The sequence below is a fragment of the Paraburkholderia sp. EG286A genome (assembly GCF_040965375.1).
Classification (GTDB): Bacteria; Pseudomonadota; Gammaproteobacteria; order Burkholderiales; family Burkholderiaceae; genus Paraburkholderia.
The window spans coordinates 1407200-1420032 of record NZ_JBFRCB010000001.1; the positions used below are offsets into that span (position 1 = coordinate 1407200).

General features: G+C 65.5%; 10 protein-coding genes. 3 read left to right on the forward strand and 7 right to left on the reverse strand.

Going from position 1 to position 12833, the window contains the following annotated elements:
• Nucleotides 1-112 precede the first annotated feature (112 nt).
• From AB4Y35_RS06260 to AB4Y35_RS06290, 7 genes are all read right to left on the reverse strand, one after another.
• Nucleotides 113-610: a dihydroneopterin aldolase gene (locus tag AB4Y35_RS06260; RefSeq protein WP_368703750.1), complete on the reverse strand. Its 498-nt coding sequence runs from the start codon at nt 608-610 to the stop codon at nt 113-115.
• Entirely contained in the window at nt 607-1242 is a 636-nt protein-coding gene (locus tag AB4Y35_RS06265; protein ID WP_368696412.1) for a sarcosine oxidase subunit gamma, read from the reverse strand. Before AB4Y35_RS06265 ends, AB4Y35_RS06260 begins: the two co-directional genes overlap by 4 nt.
• Nucleotides 1232-4240: a sarcosine oxidase subunit alpha family protein gene (locus AB4Y35_RS06270; protein WP_368703751.1), complete on the reverse strand. Its 3009-nt coding sequence runs from the start codon at nt 4238-4240 to the stop codon at nt 1232-1234. The genes AB4Y35_RS06265 and AB4Y35_RS06270 overlap by 11 nt, the downstream gene beginning before the upstream one ends.
• Complete coding sequence (locus tag AB4Y35_RS06275) at nt 4237-4539, reverse strand: sarcosine oxidase subunit delta (RefSeq protein ID WP_368703752.1); 303 nt, start codon at nt 4537-4539, stop codon at nt 4237-4239. The genes AB4Y35_RS06270 and AB4Y35_RS06275 overlap by 4 nt, the downstream gene beginning before the upstream one ends.
• A gap of 68 nt (nt 4540-4607) precedes the next feature.
• On the reverse strand, nt 4608-5852 hold the full coding sequence (locus AB4Y35_RS06280) for a sarcosine oxidase subunit beta family protein (protein WP_042260300.1): 1245 nt from the start codon (nt 5850-5852) through the stop codon (nt 4608-4610).
• Nucleotides 5853-5890: 38 nt separating this feature from the next.
• On the reverse strand, nt 5891-7276 hold the full coding sequence (locus tag AB4Y35_RS06285) for an L-serine ammonia-lyase (RefSeq protein ID WP_368703753.1): 1386 nt from the start codon (nt 7274-7276) through the stop codon (nt 5891-5893).
• A gap of 203 nt (nt 7277-7479) precedes the next feature.
• A complete protein-coding gene (locus AB4Y35_RS06290) occupies nt 7480-8622 on the reverse strand; it encodes a porin (protein WP_368703754.1) in 1143 nt (380 codons plus the stop codon).
• A 346-nt stretch (nt 8623-8968) separates the two neighbouring features.
• Here AB4Y35_RS06290 and betI point away from each other — a divergent pair, with 346 nt between their 5' ends.
• Genes betI through betA form a run of 3 tightly spaced genes read left to right on the forward strand, consistent with a single transcriptional unit; the run spans nt 8969 to nt 12817 of the window.
• Nucleotides 8969-9583 carry a transcriptional regulator BetI gene (gene betI / locus AB4Y35_RS06295; protein WP_368703755.1) on the forward strand — a complete coding sequence of 205 codons (615 nt, stop codon included), beginning with the start codon at nt 8969-8971 and terminating at the stop codon, nt 9581-9583.
• Between the two features lie 19 nt (nt 9584-9602).
• A complete protein-coding gene (gene betB, locus AB4Y35_RS06300) occupies nt 9603-11072 on the forward strand; it encodes a betaine-aldehyde dehydrogenase (protein WP_368703756.1) in 1470 nt (489 codons plus the stop codon).
• Between the two features lie 11 nt (nt 11073-11083).
• Nucleotides 11084-12817, forward strand: coding sequence for a choline dehydrogenase (betA, locus tag AB4Y35_RS06305; RefSeq protein WP_368703757.1), 1734 nt, complete (start codon nt 11084-11086; stop codon nt 12815-12817).
• Nucleotides 12818-12833: the final 16 nt, after the last annotated feature.

The following is a 12833-nucleotide window of genomic DNA, read 5'->3' on the forward strand; positions in this document are numbered from 1 at the left end:
TTCCCGCGCAAGGCAACGATGCTTCGAGCGTAGCCTGCCCGCCGCATACGACGATGTGCAAAAAGCGACGCGCCCTTGCTTTGCGCCGACATCGGGCTACGCGTGTTGCCTGCTACGGCCGCCCGCCCCCGTCAGCCCGTATCCATTGCCGATAGTCGGCGCGCGTCCAGTCGAGCCCCACACCCACGCGGCGCGTGCCCGGCCGGATCTTCGGCTTGTGCACCGCGAGCCTGAGCGTTTCCAGCGCGGGCCATTCGCGAAACGAAAACGCCGCCATGTCCGCCACCAGCGTTTCGAGCAGCCGCGTGTGCGGCTTGTGCCCGAGAAAGTCGGCAAGGCGCGTGCAATAGCCGTCGTAGTCGATCCAGTCGCCTGCTTCACCCGTCGCGCTCTTTTCGTGCGGCATGCAGCGATAGCCGAGTTGCGCGTCGATCACGAGCGGCTGCGGGGAACCGTGCTCGTGCGGATAGATGCCGATGCGCGCCGGCACACTCAACGCTTCCACGAATACACTCCAGCCGCGCCCGCGCGGCTCGTCGTGCGCGCCGAGCGCACCGATTGCACCCAGCGCGCCGAGCGCCGGCTCGAACGCGGCATCGACGATCTTCATGGCGCGACCGACGCCGCGGCGTCGACCATCATGCGGCAGAAATAATCGGCGAAACTGCGGCGCACGACGATTTCGAAGCGGTCGTCGCCCGTGGGAATCAGCACGATCGAAGCCTTGAAATACACGCTCTGCGCGCATTGACCCGGCTTGAAGAGGCGCGGATGCAGGTCGAGCGGGCAGCCGCGCGAAAGCACGTCGCGCGCTCGCGTGCCCTCGATCTCGATCACCGTGTTGCCGCTGCCGATGTCCACGGCCGCCGCATAGGCGTCGCCGAGCACGGCGGTCAGCTTCGCTTCGAGCATGCCGGTTTGCACAGGCGCGAGCGAGCGCACGAGCCATTCGTCGGGTCCGAGCCAGAGCACGTCGTAATGCTCGCTGCGCGCGATGGTGTTCGGCGCTGCAGGCGGCTCGCAGCCCACCACGCTGGCGAACGCCGCGACGAACGCCGGATCGCTCAATTCGCCGCGCACGTTCACGAGGTCGCGGAACGGCAGCTCGCGCATGGCGAACGCTTTCGAGGCGCGTCCCTCCTGCGCCTTGACCAGATCCGCTGCGCCTACGAGCGGCGACTCCAGGCGCACGCCGACGACGCGCTCCGCGACCGGCAGGGGGTCTTTCGTTTCATTCAACATGCTGACGCACTCCTTCCGTGTCGTAGAAAATCGGGCTCGCGATCTGCGCGCTCACGCGCCGGCCATCGGCCATGGGTATCACCACGCGCTCGCCCATCTTGTTCAAGCCGCCCTTCACGACCGCGAGCGCGATGGAGCGCTGCAGGATCGGGCTGTAATAGCTCGACGTCACATGACCGATCATCGGGGTCGTGCCGTCGGACCGCGCTTGCGCATCGGGCGCGATGATCTGGCCGCCTTCGGGCAGCACGTATTGCGCGTCGTCGGTCAGCAGTCCGACGAACTGCTTGCGGTTTTCCTTCGCCGTATCCGAGCGCTTGAGCGAGCGGCGGCCGAGGAAGTCCTTCGTCTGCGAGACGAGACCGCCCATGCCGAGGTCGAAAGGCGTGACCGAGCCATCGGTGTCCTGGCCCACGATGATGTAGCCCTTCTCGGCGCGCAGCACGTGCATCGTCTCCGTGCCGTACGGCGTGATGTCGAACTCGGCGCCGGCCTCCATCAGTGCTTCCCAGACGGCGCGGCCTGCATTGGCCGGCACGTTCACTTCATAGGCCAGCTCGCCCGAGAAGCTGATGCGCATGACGCGCGACTTCACGCCCGCGACCGTGCCGTTGCGATACGACATGAACGGGAACGCGGCGTTGTCGAAGTCGATGTCCTTGCACACCTTCTGCAGCACCTTGCGGCTCTTCGGACCGACCACGGCGAACGTCGCCCAGTGGTCGGTGACGGAAGCCAGACGCACCTTCATGTCGGGCCACTCGGTCTGCAGCCAGCGTTCGAGCCACGTGAGCACGCGCGCCGCGCCGCCCGTGGTGGTCGTCATCATGTAGTGCTGCTCGCCGAGGCGTACCGTCACGCCGTCGTCGAACACCATGCCGTTTTCGTCGAGCATCAGGCCATAACGGCACTTGCCCACTTCGAGCTTGAGCCACGGGTTCGTGTAGACCCAGTTGAGCAGCTTCGCGGCGTCGGGCCCCTGGATGTCGATCTTGCCCAGCGTGGAAGCATCGAGAATGCCGACGCTGTTGCGCACCGCAAGACACTCGCGCTTCACGGCCGCGTGCAGATTTTCTCCGCTCTTCGGGTAGTACCACGGACGCTTCCAGTTGCCGACGTCCTCGAATTCCGCGCCATGCTGCACGTGCCATTCATGAATACAGGTCTTGCGGATCGGGTCGAGCATGTCGCCCAGTTCGCGCCCCGCGAACGTGCCGAACGTGACGGGCGTGTAGTTCGGGCGGAACGTCGTCGTGCCCGTTTCGGGAATCGTCTTGCCGAGCGCGCTGGCGAGAATCGCCATGCCGTTGATATTGCCGAGCTTGCCCTGGTCGGTGCCGAAGCCCATCGCCGTGTAACGCTTCACGTGCTCGACCGATTCGAAGCCTTCGCGCGCGGCGAGCAGAATGTCCGCTGCCGAAACGTCGTTCTGGAAGTCGACGAATTGCTTCGGCCCGCGCGCCGCGTCCTTGCGGCTGCCCACCAGCCACAGCGCCTGCAGCGGCGTTTCTTCGACCTCGGCGGCTCTCGGCACCGCGGGCCGCTTGAGCGGGAAGCCGAGCGACTTCGCCGCGTCGATGCCGCCGTCCACACCCTGAGTGAGCACACGGGCCAGGCCGAATTCGCCCACCGCTGCGCCAACGCTCACTTCCTCCTGCACGCGCTTGCCCGGCATGAAGCACGCCTTCGCGTCGCTCCAGTGCGCCTTGCCGCCCGACTGCGCGAAGAGGTGCAGTACCGGGCTGAAGCCGCCCGACACGGCAACGAGATCGCATGGGAGCGTGGCCTGCTGCGCGCCCGCTTGCCCGTTCGAGTAGCCCACCACGTCGACGGAACTCACACGCTGCTTGCCATGTGCACAGTTGATGGCCGCGTTGTACATCACCTTCACGCCCTGGCGGCGCGCGGCGGCCTGCAATGCGCCGTCGCCCTGGGCGCGCCCATCGACGACCGTGACGGTCGCGCCGCATGCCTTGAGGTCGAGCGCACAACGGTAGCCCGCGTCGTTGTTCGTGAACACGACCGCATTGCGGCCCGGCAGCACGCCATAGCGATGGATATACGTCGAGACCGCCGAGGCCAGCATGATGCCCGGCAGATCGTTGTTGCCGAACACGATGGGACGCTCGTGCGCACCCGTCGCGAGAATCACGCGCCTGGCGCGGATTTTCCACAACAGTTCACGCGTACCCTTGCGCGTGGACACCGGCAGATGCTCCGTCAAACGCTGCGTCACGGTCACGAGATTGTGATCCTGATAGCCGAACGCGGTGCTGCGCGACAGGATCTTCACGTCGGGCATCTGCTTGAGTTCGGCTTCGATCTTCTCGACCCACTGGAGCGCGGAACGGCCATCGATATCGGCCTTGCACGACAGCAGGCTGCCGCCCAGTTCGCGCTGGTCGTCCACCAGAATCACGCGTGCGCCGGTTGCGCCCGCCGTATGCGCCGCCGCGAGACCGGCGGGGCCGCCGCCGACCACGAGGACGTCACAATGCGCGAAGCATTTGTCGTAGCGATCGGCGTCGCGCACTTCGGGCGCCTTGCCGAGACCGGCGGCGTCGCGAATCTTTTCCTCGTACTTCGGCCACCATTTGCGCGGCCACATGAAGGTCTTGTAGTAGAAGCCCGCCGGCAGAAAGCGCGAGAACTTCTGGTTGATCGCCATGCGATCGTTCTCGAGGCTAGGCTCGGCGTTCACGCTCGTCGCCACGAGCCCCTGGTACAGTTCGACTTCGGTCGCACGCGCATTGGGCACCGTATACGCGCCGCGCTCGAGTTGCACGATGGCGTTCGGCTCGGCCACGTCGGCCGTCATGATGCCGCGCGGGCGATGGTACTTGAAGCTGCGCGCGACGAAATGCACGTCGTTGGCGAGCAGCGCCGAGGCGAGCGTGTCGCCCTGAAAGCCCTGATACGTGCGGCCGTTGAACGTGAAGTTCAGCGGAATCGCGCGGTTCACGCGCCCACCGGCGCCGAGGCGGTTCTTCTGGCTCATCGCTGCGTGCTCCCTTGCTTGTCGCCTTGCGCCCCATTTGCTGCGCCGAAGGTTTCGTAAGACTGAATCTCGTAGGTGACGGTGTCGCGCGTCGCCATGAACCAGCGGCGGCAGCCCTGCGCGTGCAGCCACTGCTCTTTATGCACGCCGCGTGGGTTGTGACGCATGAAGAGGTAGTCGCCCCACTCCTTGTCGGTGAGCTTGTCGGTGTCGAGCGGACGCGCGATTTCGGCTTCGCCGCCGCACGTGAACTCGACTTCGGCGCGGGGACCGCACCACGGGCATTCAATGATCAACATGTTTGGATCTCCTGTCGACCAGAGTTGGCGCTTCAGCGCCTTACTCTGGTCCCATGCAACGAAGTTGCCTAGTGCGCGACGGCGGCTGCGCCGTGTTCGTCGATCAGATGGCCGGTATAGAAGCGGTCCAGCGAGAACGGCGCGTTGAGCGGATGCGGTTCGTCCTTCGCAATGGTGTGCGCGAACACCCAGCCCGAGCCCGGGGTCGCCTTGAAGCCGCCGGTGCCCCAGCCGCAATTGAAATAGAGACCCTTCACGTCGGTCTTGCTGATGATCGGGCAGGCGTCCGGCGAAACGTCGACAATGCCGCCCCACTGCCGGTTCATGCGCACGCGCGAGAACACCGGGAACATTTCGACGATGGCCTGCAGCGTGCCCTCGATGATGTGGAAGCTGCCGCGCTGGCCAAAACCGGTGTACTGGTCCACGCCCGCGCCGATCACGAGATCGCCCTTGTCGGACTGGCTGATATAGGCGTGCACCGCGTTCGACATGATCACGGTGTTCACCACCGGCTTGATCGGCTCCGACACCAGCGCCTGCAGCGGGTGGCTTTCCAGCGGCAGGCGCACGCCGGCCATGTCCGCGAGCGTCGTGGTGTTGCCCGCCGCCACCACGGCGACCTTCTTCGCCTTGATGAAACCCTTCGACGTATCCACACCGGTCACGCGCGCGCCGTCGCGGCGAATGCCCGTCACCTGGCAGTTCTGGATGATGTCCACGCCGTGCTGGTCCGCGCCGCGCGCGAAGCCCCACGCCACGGCGTCGTGGCGCGCCACGCCCGCGCGGCGCTGGATCGAGGCGCCCAGCACGGGGTAGCGGCTGTTCAGGTTGATGGTCGGCTCGATTTCCTTGATCTGCTCGGGCGTGAGGAATTCGGCGTCCACGCCGTTCAGGCGGTTCGCATTCACGCGGCGCTCGGTATCGCGCACGTCCTGCAGCGTATGCGCGAGATTCATCACGCCGCGCTGGCTGAACATCACGTTGTAGTTGAGGTCCTGCGAGAGCCCTTCCCAGAGCTTCATCGCTTTCTCATAGAGCGCCGCCGACTCGTCCCACAGATAGTTCGAGCGCACGATGGTCGTGTTGCGCGCCGTATTGCCGCCGCCGATCCAGCCTTTCTCCAGAATCGCGACGTTCTTCACACCGTGCTCCTTCGCGAGGTAATAGGCCGTTGCGAGACCATGCCCGCCGCCGCCGACGATCACGACGTCGTACTCCTTCTTCGGCTCCGGGCTTCTCCACTGCCGCTCCCAGTTCTCGTGATACGACAACCCGTTGCGGAACAGACTGAATATCGAATAGCGGCTCATCTCGCGGACCCCTTGTTGCGCGTTACCATTAGCTTCAGTTAGCACTCGATGACGTTCACGGCGAGACCACCGCGCGACGTCTCCTTGTATTTCGTCTTCATGTCGGCACCCGTTTCGCGCATCGTCTTGATGACGTTGTCGAGCGAGACGTAATGCTCGCCGTTGCCCTTGAGGGCCATGCGCGCGGCGTTGATCGCCTTGATCGCGCCCATGGCGTTGCGCTCGATGCACGGAATCTGCACGAGGCCGCCCACCGGGTCACAGGTCATGCCGAGGTTGTGTTCCATGCCGATTTCGGCGGCATTCTCCACCTGGCGCGGCGTGCCGCCCATGACCGCCGCGAGCGCGGCAGCGGCCATCGAGCACGCCACGCCCACTTCGCCCTGGCAGCCCACTTCCGCGCCCGAGATCGACGCCGTTTCCTTGTAGATGATGCCGATGGCCGCGGCCGTGAGCAGGAAGTTGGCGATGCCGTCTTCGTTCGCGCCGGCCACGAACTTCACGTAGTAGTGCAGCACCGCGGGAATCACGCCCGCCGCGCCGTTGGTGGGCGCCGTGACGACGCGGCCGCCCGCCGCGTTCTCTTCGTTCACGGCCATGGCGTAGAGATTGACCCAGTCGAGCATCGAAAGCGGATCGCGCAGCGACTCCTCGGAGCGCGAACGCAGATGCACCGAGAGATCGGCGGCGCGGCGCTTCACGTGCATCGGGCCGGGCAGCTCGCCGTGCATCTTGCAGCCGCGCTCCACGCAGGCGGCCATCGCACGCCAGATCACGAGCAGCCCTTCGCGCACGTCCTCGGGGGCACGCGCCGCGCATTCATTCGCCAGCGTGACTTCGGCGATGGAGAGCCCGCTCTCCTTACACGCGCGCAGCAGGTCGTCGCCGGTGCGGAACGGATATGGCACCTCGCGTCCGCTGCGCACGCCGTTCACGCGATCGCCGTCGCGGTTCACGACGAAGCCGCCGCCCACCGAGTAGTACTCTTTTTCGACGAGCAGTTGCCCGTTTTCGTCGAAGGCCTGAAAACGCATACCGTTCGAGTGCAGCGTGTTCGCGCCGCCCATCGTCTTGCGAAAGAAGCCGATGCACTCCTTTTCGTCGAAGCGGATGGTCTGCTTGCCGAGCACCACGAGCGTCTTCTCGCGCCGAATGGCGGCGAGGCGCGGCTCGATCTGGTCGGGATCGATCGAGTCGGGCAAGTTGCCTTCGAGGCCGAGCAGCACGGCCTTGTCGGTGCCGTGGCCCTTGCCCGTCGCGCCGAGCGAGCCGTACAGCTCGACTTTGACGCGGCGCACAAAGGCGAGCAGATTGGCGTCCTCGACATGGGACGCGAAGCGGCACGCGGCGACCATCGGGCCGACCGTATGCGAGCTGGACGGACCGATCCCGATCTTGAACAGGTCGAAAACGCTGACGTTCATCTGACTTCCCTTCGCGCTGAGCGCATGGATGAGCTTGGGTGCAAGTAGACCAAAGAGGCCATGGCAGCCGATAGAACAAAAACGCCATCGCCGTTGGACGGCCTCGCCAGCCGGGGCTGCGGGCGACTCTGGCGGACGGTTCGCGAGGGTTTTACCGCGGGTTTTCCCGATGTTTTGCGGCGGGAAAACACCCGCCTGCCCGCTCAGAACTGATGACGCAAGCCAATGCGCACGTCGGCCTGGGTGGTGGTGGAAGACGGCGTGAAGCTATAGCCGATCACCGCGTCCACACCCTGCGAGGCCTTGAGCCAGTCGCCCGAGATGTACACGTCCGTGCGCTTCGAAAGCAGGTAATGCATCCCCGCCGAAAGCTGGTTCCAGTGGTGGCCGTCGAAGTGGGTGTACTGGTAGCCGCCCGCCACGCTCAACGCGGGCGTCACCTGCCAGTTCGCGCCGCCCTCGCCCACCTGCATGTGCTCGCTCTCGCCGAATGCCTTGATCTGCGTGTACGTGAACGCGCCCATGAGCGTGACGTCGCCGATGGCGTAGCTCGCGCCCGCGCCGAAGGTGGCCTGCTTGTCCACGGGGAACGGCGTCTCCGAGTAGAGCGAACTCACCGCGCCGGTGGCGGGATCGACGCTGACGGTCGGCCTGCCAAAGAACGTGCGCACGCCGATCATGTTGTATGGGTCGAACGCGTAAATGCCCGATGGGTTGTTCAACTGCGTGTACGCGGTGCCCATCGCGAACGGGCCGTTCTGGTACTGCGCGCCCACGCTCCAGGCGCTGCCGGTGTGGAAGTCGCCGGGCGTGTTGCTGAACGAGTACATGCCGCCGAACTGGAAGCCGCCGAACGTGTTCGACATGAACTTCACGGCGTTCGGCAGATGGTCGCCGTTCATGCGGTCGAAGTCGCCCTGGTTGATCGCGTAGCCGCTCGCCCACGCCGTGACGTTGTAGAGGTAGACGAACTCCTGCGTCATGTCGGCCTGATTGCCGAACGTGAGCGTGCCCCAATCGTTCTGGAGTCCGACATAAGCGAGGCGGCCGAAAAGCGAGCCGCCGTTGGCAATCTGTCCGTTGCCGAGGTGAAAGCCGCTCTCCAGCTGGAACACAGCCTTCAACCCGCCGCCGAGATCCTCGGTGCCCTTGAGGCCCCAGCGGTTCGCCTGCGCAATGCCATCGTCGAATTTCACTTGATGCGAGCCGCCCGCATTGCTCACGTAGGTCACGCCCGCGTCGATGATCCCGTACAGGGTGACGCTGCTTTGGGCATGGCTCGCGGTCGAGACAGCGCTCAATGTCACCGCGATGCCGCTCAGTGCCACCGCATTCAGTTTTCTCATGGTGTCGGGTCTCTCTGGTCTGGCGATACAGGTTGTCGGGCCGCGCCGGCAACGCGTGGCGGCTTGCGCGGTGGATCAAAACGTACAAGTCCAAATCTCGCCCGACTTGCGCAGACGCGACACGCGCTGGCGCTAACGCGACACGCCAGTGTCAGAAAAACCCCTGTAAAACAGGCGCAATCCGTTATCCGGCGGGCCTCGCGAGGGGTTCCGGCAGCGCGATCATCGGTAATCCGACGCGGACTTTGTAAAATGCGCCGATCCCGCCATTTCTACGTTTTTATTGATTGAACATTCAATAAAAAATACCTAGAGTGGAAACCTCCCCGAATCGCCCGGAATCACCATGCCCAAGATCGGAATGCGCGACGTGCGCCGCGCGCAACTCATCGACGCCACCCTGCAATCGATCGACGAGTCGGGTCTCTCCGGCACGACGCTCGCGACCGTCGCACAGCACGCGAAGATTTCGACTGGCATCGTCAGTCATTATTTCGGCGGCAAGGACGGCCTGCTCGAAGCCACCATGCGCCACGTGCTGCATGACCTCTGGGAGGCCACGGTGCGGCGTCGCCTCGCCGCGAAAAACGAGCCGCGTGCGCGCTTGCGCGCCATCGTCGCGGCCAACTTCGACGTCTCGCAGGTGAACGCACCCGTCATGAAGACGTGGCTCGCGTTCTGGGCCGAGAGCATGCATCAGCCCGCGCTGCGCCGGCTGCAGCGCGTCAACACGCGGCGCCTGCATTCGAACCTCTGCGCGGAGTTCGAGAAGGTGTTGCCGGGCGCCGCGGCCCGGCGCGCTGCAAGCGGACTCGCCGCCCTGATCGACGGCCTCTGGCTGCGCGGCGCGCTCACGGGCGAACCGTTCGACACGAAGGCCGCGCTGCGCGTAGCCAACGACTACATCGACCTGCAGTTCGAAGCGCGCGCCAAGCCGCGCTCGGGCAAGTCGACCCGATAACCCGGCCCGGAGCCCATCGATGTCCCTCTTTCCCCTGCAACGCCTCTTCATCGACGGCGCCTACAGCGACGCCACCAGCGGCGAAACCTTCGACACCTACGATCCCGCCACCTGCACCAGGCTCGCCACGGTGCAGCACGCGAGCGCCGCCGATATCGACCGCGCCGTGCAGTCGGCCCGCAACGGCCAGCGCGTCTGGGCCGCGATGACGGCCATGCAGCGCTCGCGCGTGCTGCGGCGCGCGGTCGAACTGCTGCGCGAGCGCAACGATGAACTCGCGGCGCTCGAAACCAGCGACACAGGCAAGCCCATCGCCGAAACGCGTAGCGTGGATATCGCCACGGGCGCCGACGTGATCGAGTACTACGCGGGCCTCGCGCCCGCGCTCGAAGGCCAGCAAATTCCGCTGCGCGAAAGCTCGTTCGTCTACACGCGGCGCGAGCCGCTGGGCGTCACGGCAGGCATTGGCGCATGGAACTATCCGCTGCAGATCGCCTGCTGGAAATCGGCGCCCGCGCTTGCCGCCGGCAACGCGATGATCTTCAAGCCGAGCGAAATCACCCCGCTTTCGGCCTCGAAGCTCGCGGAAATCTATATCGAGGCAGGCGTACCGCCCGGCGTATTCAACGTGGTCCACGGCGACGGTCGCGTGGGCGCCATGCTGAGCGTGCATCCCGGCATCGAGAAGATTTCGTTTACGGGCGGGGTCGAAACCGGCAAAAAGGTCATGGCGGCCGCAGGCGGCTCCACGCTCAAGGAAGTCACGATGGAACTGGGCGGCAAGTCACCGCTCATCGTTTTCGAAGACGCCGACCTCGAGCGCGCCGCCGATATCGCCGTCACCGCCAACTTCTTCAGCGCGGGCCAGGTGTGCACCAACGCTACGCGCGTGTTCGTCCATCAATCGGTCATTGCCGCGTTCGAGGCTCTCGTGCTCGCACGCGCGAAGCGCATCCGCGTGGGCAATCCCGCCGATCCGGCCACCAACTTCGGGCCGCTCGCGAGCGCCGCGCAACTCGACAAGGTGCTCGGCTATATCGAGAGCGGCAAGCGCGAAGGCGCGCGGCTGCTCGCGGGCGGGGCGCGCCTCACCCAGGGCGATTTCGCGCGCGGCCAGTACGTGCAGCCCACCGTGTTCTCCGGCTGCCGCGACGACATGCGCATCGTGCAGGAGGAGATCTTCGGGCCGGTGATGAGCATTCTCGCCTTCGCCAACGAAGCCGAAGTGATCGCACGCGCCAACGAATCGCTTTACGGCCTGGCCGCCGGCGTAGTGACCGAAAGCCTCTCGCGCGCGCACCGCGTGATTCATCGGCTCGAAGCCGGCATCTGCTGGATCAACACGTGGGGCGAGTCGCCCGCCGAAATGCCCGTGGGCGGCTACAAGCAGTCGGGCGTGGGCCGCGAAAACGGCATCACCACGCTCGAGCACTACACGCGCCTCAAATCCGTCCAGGTGGAACTGGGACCGTATCAGCCCGTTTTCTGAGGGAGTCCTGCATGGCAGCGCAAGAGTACGACTACATCATCATCGGCGCGGGATCGGCAGGCAACGTGCTTGCCGCGCGCCTCACCGAGGACCGCGACGCGACGGTACTGCTGCTCGAAGCGGGCGGCCCCGACTACCGCTTCGATTTCCGCACGCAGATGCCCGCGGCACTCGCCTACCCGTTGCAGGGCCGCCGCTACAACTGGGCCTACGAAACCGATCCCGAGCCGCATATGAACAACCGCCGCATGGAATGCGGACGCGGCAAGGGGCTGGGCGGGTCGTCGCTCATCAACGGCATGTGCTATATCCGCGGCAACGCGCTCGACTACGACGGCTGGGCCGAGCGCAAGGGGCTCGAAAACTGGAGCTATCTGGACTGCCTGCCCTATTTCCGCAAGGCCGAAACGCGCGACGTCGGTGCGAACGACTATCACGGCGGCGAAGGTCCCGTTCACGTGACGACGAGCAAGCCGGGCGTGAACCCGCTGTTCGAGGCGATGATCGAGGCGGGCGTGCAGGCGGGCTATGCGCGCACCGACGACCTCAACGGCTATCGCCAGGAAGGCTTCGGGCCAATGGACCGCACCGTGACGGCCAAAGGCCGGCGCGCGAGCACCGCGCGCGGCTATCTGGATCAGGCCAAGCATCGGCCCAACATCGACATCGTGACGCACGCGGTGACGGACCGCATTCTGTTCAGCGGCAAGCGGGCGTGCGGCGTCGTGTTTCTCGACGGGCCCGCGCGCGTGACCCGCTACGCGCGCCGCGAAGTGCTGCTGTGTGCAGGCGCGATCGCCTCGCCGCAGATCCTGCAGCGCTCGGGCGTCGGTCCCGGCGCGTGGCTGCGCGAACTCGACATTCCCGTGGTGCTCGATCTGCCAGGCGTCGGGCAGAATCTTCAGGATCACCTGGAAATGTACATGCAGTACGAGTGCAAGGAGCCGGTGTCGCTTTACCCTGCGCTCCTCATGCGCAATCAACCGGCAATAGGCCTTGAATGGATGCTGCGCGGCACCGGCATTGGCGCGAGCAATCATTTCGAGGCGGGCGGCTTCATCCGCACGCGTGACGACGATCCGTGGCCGAACCTTCAGTATCACTTCCTGCCCGTTGCAATCAATTACAACGGCAGCAATGCGATCAAGATGCACGGCTTCCAGGCGCACGTGGGCTCGATGCGCTCGCCGAGCCGCGGGCGCGTCAAACTGCGCTCGCGCGACCCGCGCCAGCATCCGTCGATCCTCTTCAACTACATGGCCGAGGCGCTCGACTGGCGCGAGTTCCGCGACGCGATTCGCATCACGCGCGAGATCATTGCGCAGCCCGCGCTCGACCGGTTTCGCGGACGCGAGTTGAACCCCGGCGCGGCGCTCAAGACCGACGCCGAGATCGACGCGTTCGTGCGCAACCGCGCCGAAACCGCCTATCACCCGTCGTGTTCGTGTGCGATGGGCTACGACGACATGGCCGTGGTGGATGGCGAAGGCCGTGTGCATGGACTCGACGGCCTGCGCGTGGTGGACGCGTCGATCATGCCGCGCATCACCACCGGCAACCTCAACGCGCCGACCATCATGATCGCGGAGAAGATCGCGGATCGCATTCGCGGGCGCGAGGCGCTTGCGCGATCGCATGCACCGTATTTCGTGGCGAACGGCGCACCGGCGCGGGGAGCGGATTTACCCGCGGCGGGCGGCACGTCGCATGGGAAGAAAATACGCGCGCATAGCGTGACGCTTTAAGCAATGGTGATGGGCC